Below are 16,958 nucleotides of genomic sequence, written 5' to 3'. Positions count from 1 at the left end.
GTCCGGAGACCGGGTCAGGAGACCGGTCCCGGGGAGGCACCCGTAGCACCCGTGGCGCACACGCGAACGACCGACGTACTGATCGCGGGCGCCGGCCCCGTCGGGCTGAGCGCGGCCGCCGGACTCCGCAGCCGCGGAGCGGGCTGCCGGCTCGTCGACCGGCTGCCGGCCCGCCTCCCGTACGCCAAGGCGGTCGGCATCCAGCCGCGCACCCTGGAGGTCTGGGACCGGATGGGCCTGGCCCGCACCGTCCTGGAGGCCGCCGCCCCGCTGCGCGGTCAGCTGACCTTCGTGAACGGCCGGGAACGGACGCGCATCGACCTCACGCTCCCGCCCGAGGTGCCGTACGGATTCGCCGCGCTGCCGCAGTACGAGACCGAGCGGATCCTGGAGGAGTACGTCGCGGGCCTGGGGACGGCGATCGAACGCGGATCGTCGACCGCTACGGCGGCGGCCGGGTCTTCGTCGCGGGCGACGCCGCCCACATCCACCCGCCCACCGGCGCCCAGGGCATGAACACCGGCATCCAGGACGCCTGCAACCTGACCTGGAAGCTCGCCCTCGTCCTCCGCGGCGAGGCGGGCCCCGGCCTGCTCGCGGGCTACGACGCCGAGCGCCGCCCGGTCGGCGAAGAGGTCGTCGGCCGGACCGTCCGCCACGCCACCCACGGCATCGAGAAGGACCCGGACGACCCGCGGACCGTGATCCTCCGCGAGGCCCAGCTGCTCGTCGGCTACCGGGGCGGCCCGCTCGCCGGCAGCCCCCACGGCCCGGCCGACGCGCCCCGGCCCGGCGACCGGGCCCCGGACTGCCCCGGCCTGAGCTCCCCCGTCGCCGCCTACCCGCTGCGCCTGCTCGACGTCCTGCGCGGCCGCACGGGGCACGTGCTGCTGCTGTACGCGGCGGGGGTCGCGGACCTGGCGGGGGCGGCCGAGGCAGCCGTCGTGCCCGACGGAAGCGACCTGCAGACCGTCGCCGTCCTGGCCCGCGAAGCCCCGGCGACCGCCCCCGGCGCCCTGACCGTGCCGGTCTACCGCGACGCCGCGGGAGAATTCGCGCGCCTCTACCGCCCCGACGGCCCCACCGGCTTCCTCGTCCGCCCGGACGGCCACCTCGGCGCCCGCTTCCCCCTCACCGGCACCGCGTCGGCCCTGTCCGGCTACCGCACGGCCCTGTCCGCTCCGCCGGCCTGAGGCAGGCGGAGCGGATACCCCAGGTGGGGGTAGATTCATCCCATAAGGCCCCGTATATCCATATTGGCTGGATATGCTGTGCATCATGGTCAAGCCTGGACAGCTGCGACTCCGTAGTCCCCACGGCCCGGGGCCCCTCGTCCTGCTGTCCCCGGTGATCCTGACCGTGGTCATCGCCGGCCTGGCGTACTCCACGCCCCCGGACATGGCCTTCAGCCGCATCCTGCCCGCGGCCCCCGCCCTCGCGGCCGCCATGTGGCCCGTGCTGCCCACCGTGCTGCTGGGGACGGTCTGCTTCCTGCTCATGATCGGCCTCAGCCTCGTGTTCCCCGGCCTGGGCGCGTGGTACACGGTGGCGGGCATCGTCGCGGTCACCGTGGCCGCCGCCTACGGCAGCCACGTCCGGCTCCAGCGGGAGCAGGCCCTCTTCCAGGTCCGGCTCGTCGCCGACGCGGCGCAGAAGGTGGTCCTGAGCCCGATGCCGCGCCGCTTCGGGAGCGTCGAGATCGAGGCGCTCTACCTCGCCGCCGCCGCGGAGGCCCGCATCGGCGGCGACTTCTACGAGGCGGTCACCACGCAGTACGGGGTCCGGCTGCTCATCGGCGACGTACGGGGCAAGGGCCTGGCGGCGGTGGGAACGGCCGCGGCGGTGGTCAACTCCTTCCGGGAGGCCGCCCACGACGAGCCCGACCTGGGCGGCGTCGCACGCCGCCTGGAGGCCAGCAGCACCCGCTACAACGCCTCGTTTCCCCCCGACGACCTGATGGAACGCTTCACCACCGCAGTCCTCGTCGAGATCCCGTACGGGGAGGGCCGCGTCAGGATCCTCAACTGCGGGCACCCCCCGCCGCTGCTCCTGAGCCGCGAGGGCGTGCGCGTCCTGAACCCCTCCGCACCCTCACCGCTGCTCAACCTCGCGGACCTGATCGGCGATTGCTACAGCATCGACACCTTCGACTTCACCACGGACGACCAGCTGCTCCTCTACACCGACGGCGTCACCGAGGCCCGCGACCGCAGCGGCAGCTTCTTCCCCCTGGCGGACTGGATGAGCCACCAGCCCTCGACCCAGCCCCGCGAACTGCTGGACGACCTCCACCGCGACCTCCTCCGCTTCAGCAACGGAGGCCTGGACGACGACATCGCCGCCCTGGCCGTGTGCTTGCGCGCCGGCCGGCCCTGATCCACGACAAAGCCCGCTGAGCTGGAATTTCTTCCTGCTCAGCGGGCTGTTGCACCGTGTCGGGACGGCGGGATTTGAACCCACGACCCCTTGACCCCCAGTCAAGTGCGCTACCAAACTGCGCCACGTCCCGGTGCTTGCCCGGCCCGGGCTCTCGCCCTTGCCGACCGCGCACGAGAACAATACCGCACTTCACGGGGTGATCGCGCACGGCTTCCATGGGGCGATCGGCGTGGAATGCACCTTTTGTGCGGCTTGGCGGGCGCCGTCGTCCCCTTCCGCCCCGCGCGGTGTTGACCACCCTCCCGCCCCCCGTGGGAGCATCGGGCTCCCGACGCCGCTCGCGCTGCGCTGCAACTCCCCCGGCTCAGGAGGACAGTTGGCCACCTCGGACGTTCCGGCTCCTCGTTCGCCCCTCCCCTCCCCCTCTTCCCCCTCCGCCCTCTCCCGGCGCAGGTTCCTGCAGGCCGCGGCCGGTACCGCGGCGGTGGCCGGGGTTGCGGGTGCGCTGCCGGCGGCGGTGGCCGCGGCGGTGCCCGCCGGGGGCGGGGGCGGGGTGCTGTCCTTCACGGCCGCCACCAACGGGGCGGCGAGCCTCTCCCCCGCCGGGGACCGGCTGGTCGCCGAGGTGCAGAACGTGCTGTGGTCCCTGCCCCGCAAGGGCGGGGAGGCCGTCGCGATCACCCCGGCCGATCTGGAGCCGACCCGGCCCGTGCACTCGCCCGACGGCCGGCAGCTGGCCGTCTGCGCCTACCGGGGCGGCGGCTTCCACATCTGGACGCTGCGGCCCGACGGCAGCGGGCTGCGGCAGCTCACGGACGGGCCGTGGGACGACCGCGGGCCCGCCTGGTCGCCCGACGGCACGCGGATCGCCTTCGCCTCCGAGCGGGGCGGCGACCCGGTGGCGGGCAGCCCGTACCGGGTGTGGGTGGTGGACGTGCGGAGCGGTGCGCTCACGCAGGTCACCGGGGTGGGCGGGCAGGAGGGGCCGCTGCAGGACGGCGCGTGGGAGGACTTCGACCCCGTGTGGTCGCCGGACGGCTCGCGGCTGCTGTTCATCCGCGCCCGCGTCGCCGGGACCGCGCTGGAGGCCCGCACGATCGCGTCCGTCCCCGCCGACGGGCAGGGGCCGGTGCGGGCCGAGCACACCGAGACCGAGGCCGCGCAGGTCATGACCCCGGCCGTCGCGCCGGACGGGCGCCTGGCCTACCTGCGGACGACCGCCGCGCCCAAGGCCGGCTGCACCCTGGTCGTCGACGGTGCGCCCGTCCCGGTCGACGGGGACGTCGAGCCCGTCCCGCCCCGCTGGGTCTCGGCCGACGAGCTGCTCCTGACCGTCGGCGGCACGTTCCGGGTCGTCCGCCCGAAGGCGCCGCGGGACGCCCGCGTCATCCCCTTCCTCGGCCGCCTGCCCGTCGCCCGGCCGCGCTACCGCACCAAGCGGTACGACCTCGACGGCGGCGGCGTGCACGGCGTCCGCTCCCTGCACCTCCCGGCCCTCTCGCCCGACGCCCGCCAGGTCGCCTTCGCCGCGCTCAATGCGCTCTGGGTCGCCGACGTCGCGGGCGGGCGGCCGCCGCGCCGGGTCGTGAAGTCCGATCCCACGCGCTACGTCTTCGGGCCCGTCTGGTCGCCCGACGGCCGGTCCCTGGTCTATGCCGACGACCGCGGCGGCCTGCTCGCCGCGCGCCGTCACGATCTCGCCTCCGGCGAGGAGACCGAGCTGGCCGGGGGCGGCCGCGCCTACCCCGTCCTGTCCCCCGACGGCCGGCGGCTGGCCGCCCTGGACCTGACCGGCGGGCTCGTGGTGCGCGACCTCGCCGCCGGCACGGACCGGGTGCTCGCCTCCCCCCTGGGCGGCGGCGGGCTGCCGGGCAGACCGAGCTGGTCCCCGGACGGGCGGTACATCGCCCTGTGCGACCGCAACCGGCTGAACCAGCGGTTCCGTGAGGGGTACAACCTCATCCGGGTCGTCGACACGACGGACGGCAGCGCCCGCCTGCACGCGCTCGCCCCGCACGCCTCGATCGCCGACCGCTACGACTGCGGGCCCGTCTGGTCGCCCGACGGCCGCCACATGGCGGTGATCTCCGAGTCCGCCCTGTGGCTGCTGCCGGTGCGGCCCGACGGCACCCCGGACGGCGAGCCGCGCCGGCTCACGGACGGCGCCGCCGATCACCCCTCCTGGTCCGCGGACTCCCGGAAGATCCTCTACCTGGCCGCCGACGGCCGGCTGCGCCTCCTCGACGTCCACGACGCGTCCACCCGTACGCTCCGCATCCCCCTCGACTACCGGCGCCCGGTCCCCGCCGACACGGTCGTGCACGCCGGCAGGTTCTGGGACGGCACCGGGGAGACCGTCCGCGAGGACGTCGACCTGGTGGTCCGCGGCGGGCGGATCGACGCCGTCGAGCCCCACCGGGTGCGGCGCGCGGCCGTCCGCACCGTCGACGCCTCCTCCGGCACGGTGATCCCCGGCCTGTGGGACGCCCACACCCACCCGTACCAGAACACGTACGGCGGCCGGCAGACGGCGCTGCAGCTGGCCTACGGGATCACCACCGCGGTCTCGTTCGGCGGCGGCGCCTACGAGCAGGCCCGCATCCGCGAGGCCGTGGCGGCGGGCGAGCTGGCCGGGCCGCGGATGCTGACGACCGGAGAGCTGCTCGACGGCTCGCGCGTCGCGTACAGCATGGGCCGGGCGCACCGCACCCGCGAAGGGCTGCACCGGTCGCTGTCCCGCGCCGCGGCCCTCGACTGGGACTTCGTCAAGACCTACGTCCGCGCGCCCGGCTGGGTGATGGAGGAAGCGTCCCGCTTCGCGCACGAGCGGCTCGGGGTCCGCGCCGGCAGCCACCTCCTCTCGCCGGGCGTCCAGCTCGGCCAGGACCTGACGACCCATCTGCAGGCCACGCAGCGGCTGGAGTTCGGGCACGCGACGAGCGCGTCGGGGCGCGCCTACCAGGACGTGGAGGAGATCTACACGCGCGGGGACTTCCACCTCGTCGCCACGATCTTCACCTCGGTGCCGCTGCTGGGCGAGAACCCGGCCCTGGCGCAGGACCCGCGGGTGACGAAGCTGATGCCGCCGTGGGACGTGGAGGTCGTCCGCCGGACCGCGGCCGCCCGGCCGACCGCCGACCAGCTGGCCACCCTCGAGCGCGAGATCGGCGTCTACCGGCGGGTGCTGGCGGGCGGCGGCGCCGTGGCCCTGGGGACGGACGCCCCGCTGGTGCCCGTGGGTCTCGCCCTGCACATGGGGCTGCGCGCGCTGCACCGCTACGGGCTGTCCGCGGCACAGGCGCTGCGGACGGCGACCGTGCTGCCCGCCCGGGTCTTCGGCGCGGACCGGGACCTGGGCACGCTGGAGCCCGGCAAGCTCGCGGACGTGACGGTGGTGGACGGCGACCCGTTCACGGACTTCGACGCGCTGGTGCGGACGGCTTCGGTGCTGCGCGGCGGGGTTCCCTACGAGCAGGCGCGGCTCGTCGAGGCGTACGGCGCGTCCGGCGTTCCTGCGGCGCCGCCCGGGGTGCGGGCCGCCGCCGACGCGTGGCTGGAGGTGTCGCGGCAGCTCCGGCGCGACTCCTGCTGCGACGTGGAGCTGCACTTCTGAGAGCGCGGTACCCCGCACGGCCGCGCAGACCCGTGGGTCCGGGCCGGTCCGGGCACCGCCGACCACGTCGTGGGGGTTACGCAGCGCTGCGGCGGAGGTGTGGCTGCAGCGCCGGCCCTTTCTTCCCGCCGCAGCGGCGCGCAACCACCGGCGACGCATCCGGCGGTGCCGAGCCGGGCCGGGCCCACCCGCCGCTCAGGCCCGCAGGGACACCTTCGGCCTCGCGGTGCCGGACGCCGCCGTCTCCGCGGCCGCCGCCACCGGACGCACCGCCACCGCCCGCCACCAGGGGTCGTCCGGCAGCCCGTTCACCGGTTCGAACGGCTGCCCGGGGCGCGGGGTCGCGATCCGGGCGCCGTGGCGGGCGGCCGCGGCCACGGAGTCCTCGGCGGGCTCCTCCCAGGGGTGCGGGGCGAGGTTGAAGGTGCCCCAGTGGATGGGGAGCATCACTCCGCGGGCGGCGTCGCCCTGCAGGTCGACGTGGGCCTGCATGCCTTCGTCCGGCGTCATGTGGATGTCCGGCCAGAACTCGGAGTAGGCCCCGATCTGGATCATGGTGGCGTCGAACGGGCCGTACTGCGCGCCGATGTCCGCGAAGCCGGGGAAGTATCCGGTGTCGCCGCTGTGGAAGATCCGGTGTTCGGAGCCGGCCACGACCCAGGAGGCCCACAGGGTGTGCTGGGTGTTGCGCAGCGCCCTGCCGCAGAAGTGCCGGGCGGGGGTGGCGGTGAAGGAGAGGCCGGCGACGCGGGCCGTCTCGTGCCAGTCGAGCTCGGTGATCCGCCCGGTCGGCACTCCCCAGTGTTCGAGGTGGGCGCCGACGCCCAGCGGTACGACGAAGTGCGCGCCGGTGCCGCGGGCCAGCGCCCGTACGGTCGCCATGTCCAGGTGGTCGTAGTGGTCGTGGGAGATGACCACGGCGTCCACCGGCCCGGTCTCTCTCAGCGGCACCGGCACCGGGTGCAGGCGCTTGGGGCCCGCGAAGGCGAAGGGGGAGCAGCGCTCCGACCAGACGGGGTCGAAGAGCACGCGGGCGCCGTCGATCTCGGCCAGGACGCTGGAGTGGCCCATCCAGGTCAGACGCAGCCCGGAGGCGGCGGGGACGGCGAGGTCGGCCACGGTGGTGGGGTGGACCGGCACGGTGCCGCCGGGTGCCCGGCGGGCCCGCTGCTCCGCGCGGAAGTACGTGGGCAGGAACTTCAGCAGGGCGGCCGAGGGGGTGCGCTCGGCGCCGACGGGGTTGGTGAACACGCCGTCGGCGAAGTTCGGTGACCGCCGGATGCGCGCCATCCGCTCCCCGGACGGGTCCGCGCCGAATGCGGCCGGGCGCAGGGCGTCGAGCGGTGAGCTTGTCGGGCGGGAGCCGGTCACGGCACCTCCAGGGCGAATGCGGCCAGGTCATGCCATTATCCGCCCCCACCCGGCGGGCTCGCGGCGGCCCCTGCGCGACGGTCCGGCTGCCTTTTCCCGAGGTACCGGTGAACGTCCGGCTGCTCGCGCCTCCGGGCTCACCCCCGTGATATGAGCCCGGACGCGCGGCCGGCGCAGTGCCGGGGATCCACTGTGCAGGGTCGCGCGCGCAGATGCACGTGAATTTTCCCGTGCAGCAACGCCACCGGCCTTCTGTGCAGGGCTTCTTCCGGAGAGCCCACGAAATCCCCGCACGGTCTTCTCAGAGCCCACTCACACGGAGGGTGAGGTTCAGTCGGCCGGTGAGGCCGAGCGCGGCGGGGGCGGTGCCGGGACGGGTGCGCGGCACCCCGTGGTAGGCAAGGCGCGAGGGGCCGCCGAAGACGAAGAGGTCGCCGCTGCGCAGCTCGACGTCGGTCCAGGGGCGGCCCCGGCCGCCGGGGGTGCCGAAGCGGAAGACGCAGCTGTCGCCGAGGCTCAGGGAGACGACCGGGGCCGCCGACTTCTCGTCCGCGTCCTGGTGCATGCCCATCTTCGCGTGGCCGTCGTAGAAGTTGACCAGGGCGATGTCGTACGCGGCGGGCTCCGGCTCCGTGCCGTAGGCGTCGGCGACGGCCTGCACGGCCATCCGGCCCAGCCAGGCGGGGAAGGGCTTGACCGGCGCACCGTCCCCGTCCACGACGGTGCGGGCGTAACCGTAGGGGTACCAGTGCCAGCCCAGGCAGACGGTGCGCACGGACATCTGCCCGCCGGTCGGCATGCGGACGGTCCGCAGGCCGGCCGGGGGCCGCGCCCACGTCCGGCAGGCGGCGAGCAGGCGCTGCTGGGCCGCGAGGTCCAGCCGGCCGGGGACGTGGACCGCTCCCGGGGCGACCTCGGCCCGGGGCCGGGGGAAGAGCTCGTCGTCCATGCCGCCCAGCCTAGGACGGCTCCCCCGGGCCCCCGCCGGACGGTGTGACGGCCGTCTCACCGCTACGGCGGCGCGGGATGTCACGGATCCGCGGGTCCCGTCCGTCGTACGGGCAGAGGCAAGCACACACCGTCCCGATGGAGGACCCGCCATGGCCAGGATCTCGCTCACCCCGGACCGCACCCCCCTGATCCGGCTCGTGCAGTGGTACAGCAAGCGCACGTACGGCAAGGTGCTGGAGCCGCTCATGGCCGCCGCCCACAACCGGCGCGTGCTGCTCACGACGGCCCGCTTCGAGATGTCGCTGGCCCGCTGGAACAAGCTGGACCCGCAGCTGAAGGCGCTGGCCGAGATGGCGTCGGCGGCGGCGATCGGCTGCTCGTGGTGCATGGACTTCGGCTACTGGGTCAACCGCGGGCACGGGATGCCGCAGGAGAAGCTGCGCGACATCCCGGTGTGGCGGGACAGCGACCTGTACACCCCGCTGGAGCGGGACGTGCTGGAGTACGCCGAGGCGATGACGGCCACCCCGCCGGCCGTCGAGGACGACCTGGCGGAGCGGCTGCGGCTGCGCCTGGGCGACGCCGCGTTCGTCGAGCTGACCGCGATGATCGCGGTGGAGAACCTCCGCTCGCGCACGAACGCGGCGCTCGGCCTGCACAGCCAGGGCTTCAAGGACACCTGCGACGTCCCGGCCCGCCCGCAGGCGGAGACGGCCCCGGCGGCGGGCTAGCCCTTGCGGCCCACTCCCCCGTAGAAGATCGTGTCGTTGAGCTCCGCCGGGCCCGGGACCGGCCCGTCCGGCCGCCACAGCGGCACCCGGACCAGGCCCGGGTCCAGGAGCTCGAAGTCCCCGAAGAGCGGCTCGACGGCGGCGCGGTCGCGCAGGTTGAGACCGGCGGTGGCGTTCTTGTACGTGCCGACGACGCGGTCGCGGGCCTTGACGTCGGTGTAGCCGTCCGCGTACCCCTCGTACGGCTCGGCCGTGGCGTGGGAGAGCACGAGGTGGCTGCCGGCGGGGAGTGCGTCGGCGAAGGCCGCGACGATGCCAGCGGGGTCCTCCTCGTCGGTGACGAAGTGGAGGACGGCCACGAGCAGCAGGGCCACCGGCTCGCCGAAGTCGATCAGCTCGCGCACCTCGGGGCGGGCCAGGACCGCCTCCGGGTCGCGCACGTCGCCGAGGACGAAGCCGGCCTGCCCGGTGCCGGTGAGCTTGGCGCCCGCGTGAGTGGCGACGATCGGGTCGTTGTCGACGTAGGCCACCCGGACGTCCGGCGCGATCTCCCGGGCCACCTCGTGGGTGTTGGGCGAGGTGGGGATGCCCGTGCCGACGTCGATGATCTGGCGGACGCCGCCGCGGACGACCTCCCGCACGGCGCGCTGCAGGAACGCCCGGTTGGCCCGGGCGGAGAGCCGGACCTGCGGGTGCGCCTGGATGACGTGCTCGGCGGCCTGCCGGTCGACCTCGTAGTTGTCCCAGCCGCCGAGGTAGTAGTCGTACATCCGCGCCGGGTGCGGCCGGCTGGTGTCGATGTCCTCGGCCGCGAAGCCCTGCTGGCTCATGCGGTGCTCCGTTCGGTTGGTTGCGCGGTAGGGGGTGACGCCGCGGCGCACGGGCGGCCCGGGCCGCCCGGCGGTGCCGTGCACGTGCCCTGCGGGGTCATTCGCAGGCGGCGCCGGAGCCGGCGAGCAGGAAGTCCGCCGCGCCCGCCTTGGCCCCGTTGATGAAGCTCTCCATCTCGTGACGCGTGTAGATCAGCGCGGGGCCCCCGGGGTCGGTGGACTGGCGCAGGGCGATCCGGCCGTCGCCCAGCCGCAGCGCCTCGACGCACGAGCCCCCGTTGCCGCCGCTCCACGGCTTGCTCCACCCCTCGGTGCCGAGGTCGGTGGCGGGCATGCCGTTGTAGATGCGATCCATGGTTCAGATCTCCTTACGAATCCCACCCAGGATTGCCTCGGTGGTGTGTGCCGGCGCGGCCTGCGCGCACATGCGGTCCAGCGCCTCCAGGAAGGCCGAGACGTCGTCGCGCTGGTCGAAGTACGAGGCGCCGACGAGGTTTTCGGCGTAGGCGATGTCCGGCAGCTCCGGGAGCGGGAACCGGAAGATGTGGAACGGTCCGTACATCGCCGGGTGCGGCCCGGCGGCGAACGGCATGATCTGCAGCCGTACGTTGGGCATGGCGGTGGCCTCGGCGAGGCGGGCGACCTGCTCGCGCATGATGTCCGGCCCGCCGATGGGCCGGCGGAGCACCGTCTCGTCGATCACCACCCACAGCAGCGGCGCGCCCTCGCGGGTCAGCAGCGACTGGCGCTCCCGGCGGACGGCGACCGCCCGCTCGACGTCCGCCTCCGGGGCGTGCGGCATGCCGGCGCGGAGCACGGCGCGTGCGTAGCGCTCGGTCTGCAGCAGGCCCGGGACGTAGTGCGGTTCGTAGGCCCGGATGAGGTTGGCCTCGCCCTCCAGGCTGACGAACGCGCTGAACCACTCGGGCAGGACGTCCCGGAAGCGGTGCCACCAGCCGGGGCGGTTGGCCTCGCGGGCGAGGGCGAGGAAGCCCTCCACCTCCTCGGCGTCGCTCACGCCGTAGACGCGCAGGAGCTTCTCCACGTAGGGGAGCTTCAGGCCGACTTCGGCCTTCTCCATCCTGCGGACGGTGGCGTGGGTGACGTCGAGGGCGCGGCCCGCCTGCTCGTAGGAGAGACCGGCCTTCTCCCTCAGGTCGTGCAGCCGTTTGCCGAGCACGACCCGCAGGACGGTCGGTGCGCCCGCCGGACGCGCTTCCGCCACTGTTCTCCCCCTCCATGCCCACCGGTTGTCATATGCCCGCAGTCTGTCACGCACCCCCCGGAGCCGACAGACTGATCTGACGATTCTGCAATTTACAGATTGAACCTTGCCACACATGAGCCGTATCGCACATAGTTACGGCGTGGTCCCCTCCCATGACGCACCTTCGCTCGGGCGCTTCGGCTGTTCCATGGCCGTACGTCTGCAGGACGCCTTCCACTTCCCGGCTCGTGGCGCCTCGGTGGCCGCCGCGCGAAAACGGGTCCTCGCACAACTGCGGGAGTGGGGCATCGACGAAGTGGCGTGCGACGACGCCCAGTTGGTGGTGTCGGAGCTCTTCACCAACGCGGTCCGGCACACGGACAGCGCGAACGTCAGCTGTCAGCTGAGGGTGCTCGGTGCGCACCTGCGCATAGAGGTGGGCGACCAGGGCCGCACCCCGACGGAGCCACGGGCCCGGTGCAGCGGGACGGACGAGGAGAGCGGCCGGGGCCTGCTGCTCGTGGGCGCGCTGTCGCAGGCATGGGGGGTCCGGCCCGACGACAGCGGCCGGGGCCGTGTCGTCTGGGCCGACCTCGCCGCCGGGCGGCTCTCCCCCTGAAAGGCATCCCGGCGGCCTGAAGGCACCGCAAAAGGCACTGCAAAAGCGCTACAGCGGCAGGAGATCCGGCCGCTTGGGCTCCACGTGGTCCCCCGAGGACTCGCCGCGCAGCCGGCGGCCGATCCACGGCACCAGGTGCTCGCGCGCCCAGTGGATGTTGTCGCGCCGCACCTCGGCGGGCGAGCGGTGGTCCTCGTCCGGCCAGGCCTGGTCCGGGTCGGCCGGCACCTCCAGGCCGAGCACCTGGGCGGCCCGCAGGGCGACCCGCGTGTGCCCGTCGGGCGAGAGGTGGAGCCGGTCGTCGCTCCACGCCCTGCGGTCCTGCACCGAGCGCAGCGACCACAGGTCCAGGACCGGGCAGCCGTGCCGGTCCGCGATGGCCCGGACGTGGGCCGTGTACGTCGCGATCTTGCCGCGCAGGTGCCGCAGCACGGGCATCCCGCGGGTGTCGAAGCCGGTGCACAGCAGGACGGTGCCCACGGAGGAGGCCAGCTCGGCGACGGCCTTCTCGTAGCGCTCGGCCACGGCGTCCGGGTCGCTGCCCGGGCGCAGGATGTCGTTGCCGCCCGCGCAGAACGTCACGAGGTCCGGGCCGAGCTCCTTCGCCCGGGGCACCTGCTCCGCGACGATCTGGTCCAGGAGACGGCCGCGCACGGCGAGGTTGGCGTAGCGGAAGTCGTGCTCGGCGCGCTGGTCGGAGAGGAGTACGGCCAGTCGGTCGGCCCAGCCGATGAAGGTGTCGTCCGGACCCGGGTCGCCGACGCCTTCGGTGAAGCTGTCCCCGACGGCTGCGTACGACCCGATCGCGCTCTTGCTGAATGAATTCGAATCGTCTGCCACGTTGGTACATCTTTCCTCGCGAGGAGTGACCTACGCCACCGTAACCAGGGGTTGACGAGCCGTGATGTATCCCACCCCGATAAGTCCGTGTACGCGGAATACGTCGGCGCGGCTACCACAGCGGGGCGGTTGCCCGTACAACCGGTGTCGTAAGGTCGTTGAACCGCGTCGCCGGCGAGGAGCGCCGGCGGCCCAGCCCTGGGAGCGCCCGTGACGCAGACGCCGCATATGCCGTCCACCGAGCCCGAGCTGGCGGGGGTGCGCAACTTCCGCGACCTCGGCGGTCTGCCGGCCGCCGGCGGACGGCGGGTACGGCACGGCGTCCTCTTCCGCAGCGGGCACCTCGCCCACGCCACCGAGGACGACGCGCGCTTCCTCGGCTCGCTCGGCCTGCACACGGTCTTCGACTTCCGCAACGACGCCGACATCGCGCTCGACGGGCCGGACGTCGAGCTCACCGGCGTCCGGAACGTCAACCTCCCCCTCAACGACCCGGCCCACGGCGCCGAGTTCTGGAACATGGTGCGCGCCCGCAACCTCGGGCACCTGCGGAGCGTGCTGGCCGACGGCAGAGCCGCGGAGCGGATGGCCGAGACGTACCGGGAGGTCGTCACGGGCCGCACGGCCGAGCTCGGCCACGTCCTGCGCGCCCTCGCCGACGACAGCGTGCCGGCGCTGATGCACTGCGCGGCCGGGAAGGACCGCGCCGGGCTGTCCGTCGCGGTCACCCTGCTCGCCCTCGGCGTCGGCCGCGACGTGATCGAGGCCGACTACCTGGAGTCGAACGCGCCGCACCGGCGCTACCGGATGCGGCGCGCGCCGCAGTCGACGGGGCCCGAGGACCGGGAGATCGCGGAGCTGCTGTCGCCGATGTTCGAGGCGCGCGCCGCGTACCTGCACGCCGCGTTCGACGAGATGGACGCGACGTGGGGCTCGGCCGACCGCTACCTGACGGACGGGCTGGGGCTCGCCCCGGCGGCCCGTGAGCACCTGCAGAGCAGGCTGCTCACGGACTGAGGGCTCAGCGGTTCGCCACCGCCTGCTTCACCAGCGTCCGCCCGAAGTCCCACAGCAGACCGCCTCCGCCGTGGGCGTCGTCCATCACCGCCGTGAAGGCGTCCACGAAGCGGTCCACCTCGCGCTCCCCGATGGTCAGCGGCGGGATCAGCTTGATCACCTCCAGGTGGTCGCCGGAGACCTGGGTGAGGATGCGGTGCTTCTGCAGCAGCGGCACCACGACCATCTGCGCGAAGAGGCCCTTGCGGGCCGCCTGGAGCATGGCCCAGCGGCTGCGCAGCCCCAGCGAGGACGGCTTGCCGAACTCGATGCCGATCATCAGGCCCCGGCCGCGGACGTCGTGCAGCAGCTCGTACTTGCCGACGAGCGCGGCGAGCCGGCTGCGCAGCAGGTCGCCCGTGCGCCGGGCGTTGGCGACGATCTGCTCGTCCTCCATCACGGAGAGCACCGCGAGCCCGGCGGCCATCGCCTGCGCGTTGGAGCCGAAGCTCGCGGAGTGCACCAGGACCCGGTCCATGGAGGAGTAGACCTTCTTGAAGATCCAGTCCTTGCCGAGGGTGGCGCCGACGGGCACGTAGCCGCCCGAGAGCGCCTTGGCCACGCAGACCAGGTCCGGCTCGACGCCCTCCTCGTGCTGGTAGGCGAAGAAGTCGCCGGTGCGGCCAATGCCGGTCTGCACCTCGTCGGCGATGAGCAGCGCCTTGTGCCGGTGGAGCAGCTCCTGCGCGGCGCGCAGGAAGCCGGCGGGCGGCTCGTGGACGCCCTTGCCCTGGATCGGTTCGACGACGAACGCCGCCACGTCGCCGCGGGCGAGCTCCCGCTCCAGGGCGGCGAGGTCGCCGAGCGGGATCGCCGTGTCGGGCAGCAGGGGCGCGAAGCCGTCCCGGAAGCCGTCCTCGCCGTTGACGGAGAGCGAGCCGGTGGTCAGGCCGTGGAAGGCGTGGGAGCAGTAGAGGACCCGCGGCCTGCCCGTCGCGTACCGCGCGAACTTCAGGGCCGTCTCCACCGCCTCGGTGCCGCTGTTGCCGAAGAACACCCGGTCCAGGTGCGGCGCGTACGACAGCAGCTTCTCGGCGAGGAGGCCGGGCAGCGGCTGGCAGTCGAAGCGGGTGAGGTCGGCGAGCGAGGCGTCGAGGACGTCGTGCAGCGCCTTGCGGACGACGGGGTGGTGCCGGCCGACGCCCATCACGCCGAAGCCGGCGAGCATGTCGAGGTAGTCCTGCCCGTCGGCGTCCCAGAAGTAGGCGCCCTCGGCCCGCTCGTAGACCTTGTCGAAGCCGATGGTGTGCAGCATGCGCGGCAACTGGTGGTTGAGGTGCCGGGCGTGCAGGTCGTACCGCTCGCCGCCGCGCTCCGCGAGGAGCCGGGTGAGGTCGAAGCCCTTGCCGTCGGCGGCGGCACCGGCTGTCTCGGCTGTCATGCGTCGTTCTCCTTCACGGCCGCGGGGTTCCTCGCGGCTTCTTCCTTGCGGGCCAGGGCGGCGCTGATCCGGCCGGCGATCTCGGCGGGGGTGAGCCCGAGGTCCGCCAGGACCTCGCCGCGCTTGGCGTGCGGCAGGAACTGCTCGGGGATGCCGAAGGTGCGCAGCGGCACGTCGACGCCGGCGTCGCGCAGCGCCTGCGCGACGGCCCAGCCGACGCCGCCGGTACGGCTGTTGTCCTCGACGACCGCGACGACGCGGTGGCGTGCGGCGAGCGGGGGCAGCGCGGGGTCGACGGGCTTGACCCAGCGCGGGTCGACGACGGTGCAGGGAGTGCCGCGGGCGGCCAGGAGGTCGGCGGCCTCCAGGCACACGCCGGCCATGGCGCCGACCGCGACGATCAGGACCTGCGCCTCGTCCCCGCCGGGTGCGGGGCGGGCGATGACGTCCATGCCGCCTTCGCGGGCCAGGGCCGGGACGGGCTCGCCGACGTTCTCCTTCGGGAAGCGGATCACGGTGGGGGCGTCCTCGACCTCGACGGCCTCGCGCAGCTGGGCGCGCAGCTGGTCGGCGTCGCGCGGGGCGGCGATCCGCAGACCGGGGACGACCTGCAGGACCGACATGTCCCACATGCCGTTGTGGCTGGGCCCGTCGGTGCCGGTGACGCCCGCCCGGTCCAGGACGAAGGTCACGCCGCACTTGTGCAGGGCGACGTCCATCAGCACCTGGTCGAAGGCGCGGTTGAGGAACGTGGCGTAGACGGCGAAGACCGGGTGCAGCCCGCCGGTGGCCAGGCCGGCCGCGGACACCGCGCCGTGCTGCTCGGCGATGCCGACGTCCCAGACGCGGTCGGGGAAGGCCTCGGCGAACTTCGTCAGGCCCACGGGGTGGAGCATGGCAGCGGTGATGGCGACCACGTCGGGCCGCTCGGCCCCGATGGCGAGCATCTCGTCGCCGAAGACCGAGGTCCAGGAGCGGCCGGCCGGCGGGGCCAGCGGCCGGGAGGTGAGCGGGTCGATCACGCCGACGGTGTGGAAGCGGTCGGCGTCGTCCTCCAGGGCGGGCTGGTAGCCGCGGCCCTTCTCCGTGCGGCAGTGGACGAGGACGGGGCCGTGGAAGCGCTTGGCCCGGCGCAGCGCGGACTCGACGGCGGCGACGTCGTGCCCGTCTATCGGGCCGAGGTACTTCAGGCCCAGGTCCTCGAACATGCCCTGCGGGGCGAACGCGTCCTTGAAGCCCTTCTTCGCGCCGTGCAGGGACTCGTAGAGGGGCTTGCCGATGGCGGGCAGGCCCTGGATCGCGTCCTTGCCCCAGGACAGGAAGCGTTCGTAGCCGTCGGTCGTGCGGAGCGTGGCGAGGTGGTCCGCGAGGCCGCCGATGGTGGGGGCGTAGCTGCGCTCGTTGTCGTTGACGACGATGATCAGCGGGCGGTCCTTGGCGGCGGCTATGTTGTTGAGCGCCTCCCAGGCCATTCCGCCGGTCAGGGCCCCGTCGCCGATGACGGCGACGACGTGGCGGTTCCAGCGGCCGAGGACCTGGTTGGCCTTGGCGAGGCCGTCGGCCCAGCCGAGGACGGTCGAGGCGTGGCTGTTCTCGATGACGTCGTGCTCGGACTCCTCGCGCGAGGGGTAGCCGGACAGGCCGCCCTTGCCGCGCAGCTTGGAGAAGTCCTGGCGGCCGGTGAGCAGCTTGTGCACGTACGACTGGTGGCCGGTGTCCCACAGGATGCGGTCGGCCGGTGAGTCGAAGGAGCGGTGCAGGGCGATGGTGAGCTCCACCACGCCCAGGTTGGGGCCGAGGTGGCCGCCGGTCCTGGCGACGGCGTGGATGAGGAAGTGGCGGATCTCCTCCGCCAGTTCGGTCAGCTCCTCGGCGTCCAGGGTCTTCAGGTCGCGCGGACTGCGGATGTTCTCCAGCAACGACACGCGGGCCCCCTCCTCGTCTTGCGGCCTGGGCCGGGCGGCCGCACGGTCGCTGTTC

The 16,958-nt window shown here is 73.8% G+C and carries 13 protein-coding genes, 1 tRNA gene and 1 pseudogene; 6 read left to right on the top strand and 9 right to left on the bottom strand.

Annotated elements, in window-relative coordinates:
* The first annotated feature begins 51 nt into the window (after positions 1 to 51).
* Positions 52 to 1,193, top strand: a pseudogene (locus tag AS857_RS09175) (FAD-dependent monooxygenase).
* Between the two features lie 85 nt (positions 1,194 to 1,278).
* Positions 1,279 to 2,376 carry a PP2C family protein-serine/threonine phosphatase gene (locus tag AS857_RS09170; protein WP_058044018.1) on the top strand — a complete coding sequence of 366 codons (1,098 nt, stop codon included), beginning with the start codon at positions 1,279 to 1,281 and terminating at the stop codon, positions 2,374 to 2,376.
* 59 nt (positions 2,377 to 2,435) lie between these two features.
* Here AS857_RS09170 and AS857_RS09165 read toward each other — a convergent pair.
* A tRNA-Pro gene (locus AS857_RS09165) sits at positions 2,436 to 2,509 on the bottom strand.
* A 246-nt stretch (positions 2,510 to 2,755) separates the two neighbouring features.
* Here AS857_RS09165 and AS857_RS09160 point away from each other — a divergent pair.
* Positions 2,756 to 5,992 (top strand): amidohydrolase family protein, encoded by a 3,237-nt coding sequence (locus tag AS857_RS09160; RefSeq protein ID WP_058042631.1) that lies wholly within the window; start codon positions 2,756 to 2,758, stop codon positions 5,990 to 5,992.
* Between the two features lie 195 nt (positions 5,993 to 6,187).
* On the opposite strand, the gene AS857_RS09155 is transcribed toward AS857_RS09160, so the two are convergent.
* Positions 6,188 to 7,363 (bottom strand): MBL fold metallo-hydrolase, encoded by a 1,176-nt coding sequence (locus tag AS857_RS09155; protein WP_058042630.1) that lies wholly within the window; start codon positions 7,361 to 7,363, stop codon positions 6,188 to 6,190.
* Positions 7,364 to 7,664: 301 nt separating this feature from the next.
* Positions 7,665 to 8,312, bottom strand: coding sequence for an alpha-ketoglutarate-dependent dioxygenase AlkB family protein (locus AS857_RS09150; protein ID WP_058042629.1), 648 nt, complete (start codon positions 8,310 to 8,312; stop codon positions 7,665 to 7,667).
* A gap of 151 nt (positions 8,313 to 8,463) precedes the next feature.
* Between AS857_RS09150 and AS857_RS09145 the strand changes: the two genes are divergently transcribed.
* Entirely contained in the window at positions 8,464 to 9,045 is a 582-nt protein-coding gene (locus AS857_RS09145) for a carboxymuconolactone decarboxylase family protein (protein WP_058042628.1), read from the top strand.
* Here AS857_RS09145 and AS857_RS09140 read toward each other — a convergent pair.
* The 3 genes from AS857_RS09140 to AS857_RS09130 all read right to left on the bottom strand — a co-directional run bounded on the left by AS857_RS09140 (position 9,042) and on the right by AS857_RS09130 (position 11,100).
* On the bottom strand, positions 9,042 to 9,875 hold the full coding sequence (locus AS857_RS09140) for an SAM-dependent methyltransferase (RefSeq protein WP_058044017.1): 834 nt from the start codon (positions 9,873 to 9,875) through the stop codon (positions 9,042 to 9,044). The two genes, AS857_RS09145 and AS857_RS09140, sit on opposite strands and share 4 nt — an antisense overlap.
* 97 nt (positions 9,876 to 9,972) lie before the next feature.
* Positions 9,973 to 10,230 (bottom strand): DUF397 domain-containing protein, encoded by a 258-nt coding sequence (locus tag AS857_RS09135; RefSeq protein WP_058042627.1) that lies wholly within the window; start codon positions 10,228 to 10,230, stop codon positions 9,973 to 9,975.
* A 3-nt stretch (positions 10,231 to 10,233) separates the two neighbouring features.
* A complete protein-coding gene (locus AS857_RS09130; protein ID WP_058042626.1) occupies positions 10,234 to 11,100 on the bottom strand; it encodes a helix-turn-helix domain-containing protein in 867 nt (288 codons plus the stop codon).
* A gap of 115 nt (positions 11,101 to 11,215) precedes the next feature.
* On the opposite strand from AS857_RS09130, the gene AS857_RS09125 reads away from it, so the two are divergent.
* Entirely contained in the window at positions 11,216 to 11,701 is a 486-nt protein-coding gene (locus AS857_RS09125; RefSeq protein WP_079110191.1) for an ATP-binding protein, read from the top strand.
* A 48-nt stretch (positions 11,702 to 11,749) separates the two neighbouring features.
* Here the strand turns inward: AS857_RS09125 and AS857_RS09120 are convergent, their stop codons facing one another.
* Entirely contained in the window at positions 11,750 to 12,541 is a 792-nt protein-coding gene (locus AS857_RS09120; RefSeq protein ID WP_058042624.1) for an SGNH/GDSL hydrolase family protein, read from the bottom strand.
* Between the two features lie 228 nt (positions 12,542 to 12,769).
* Here AS857_RS09120 and AS857_RS09115 point away from each other — a divergent pair, with 228 nt between their 5' ends.
* Positions 12,770 to 13,558, top strand: a complete 789-nt coding sequence (locus AS857_RS09115; RefSeq protein WP_058042623.1) for a tyrosine-protein phosphatase — start codon at positions 12,770 to 12,772, stop codon at positions 13,556 to 13,558.
* 4 nt (positions 13,559 to 13,562) lie between these two features.
* Here the strand turns inward: AS857_RS09115 and AS857_RS09110 are convergent, their stop codons facing one another.
* Together AS857_RS09110 and dxs are read right to left on the bottom strand one after the other, a co-directional pair.
* Entirely contained in the window at positions 13,563 to 14,978 is a 1,416-nt protein-coding gene (locus AS857_RS09110) for an aspartate aminotransferase family protein (RefSeq protein ID WP_058042622.1), read from the bottom strand.
* Complete coding sequence (gene dxs / locus AS857_RS09105) at positions 14,975 to 16,903, bottom strand: 1-deoxy-D-xylulose-5-phosphate synthase (RefSeq protein WP_058042621.1); 1,929 nt, start codon at positions 16,901 to 16,903, stop codon at positions 14,975 to 14,977. The genes AS857_RS09110 and dxs overlap by 4 nt, the downstream gene beginning before the upstream one ends.
* Between the last annotated feature and the right edge of the window lie 55 nt (positions 16,904 to 16,958).

The sequence above is a fragment of the Streptomyces roseifaciens genome (genome assembly GCF_001445655.1).
Taxonomy (GTDB): domain Bacteria; phylum Actinomycetota; class Actinomycetes; order Streptomycetales; family Streptomycetaceae; genus Streptomyces; species Streptomyces aureoversilis.
This window is presented reverse-complemented; position numbering and strand designations above follow the sequence as displayed.

Bases quoted from the DNA above. Each gene is read 5' to 3' on its own strand.
- AS857_RS09170 (WP_058044018.1), top strand. From the start codon at position 1,279: ATGGTCAAGCCTGGACAGCTGCGACTCCGTAGTCCCCACGGCCCGGGG.
- AS857_RS09150 (WP_058042629.1), bottom strand. From the start codon at position 8,312: ATGGACGACGAGCTCTTCCCCCGGCCCCGGGCCGAGGTCGCCCCGGGA.
- AS857_RS09145 (WP_058042628.1), top strand. From the start codon at position 8,464: ATGGCCAGGATCTCGCTCACCCCGGACCGCACCCCCCTGATCCGGCTC.
- AS857_RS09140 (WP_058044017.1), bottom strand. From the start codon at position 9,875: ATGAGCCAGCAGGGCTTCGCGGCCGAGGACATCGACACCAGCCGGCCG.
- AS857_RS09135 (WP_058042627.1), bottom strand. From the start codon at position 10,230: ATGGATCGCATCTACAACGGCATGCCCGCCACCGACCTCGGCACCGAG.
- AS857_RS09125 (WP_079110191.1), top strand. From the start codon at position 11,216: ATGAGCCGTATCGCACATAGTTACGGCGTGGTCCCCTCCCATGACGCA.
- AS857_RS09115 (WP_058042623.1), top strand. From the start codon at position 12,770: ATGCCGTCCACCGAGCCCGAGCTGGCGGGGGTGCGCAACTTCCGCGAC.
- AS857_RS09110 (WP_058042622.1), bottom strand. From the start codon at position 14,978: ATGACAGCCGAGACAGCCGGTGCCGCCGCCGACGGCAAGGGCTTCGAC.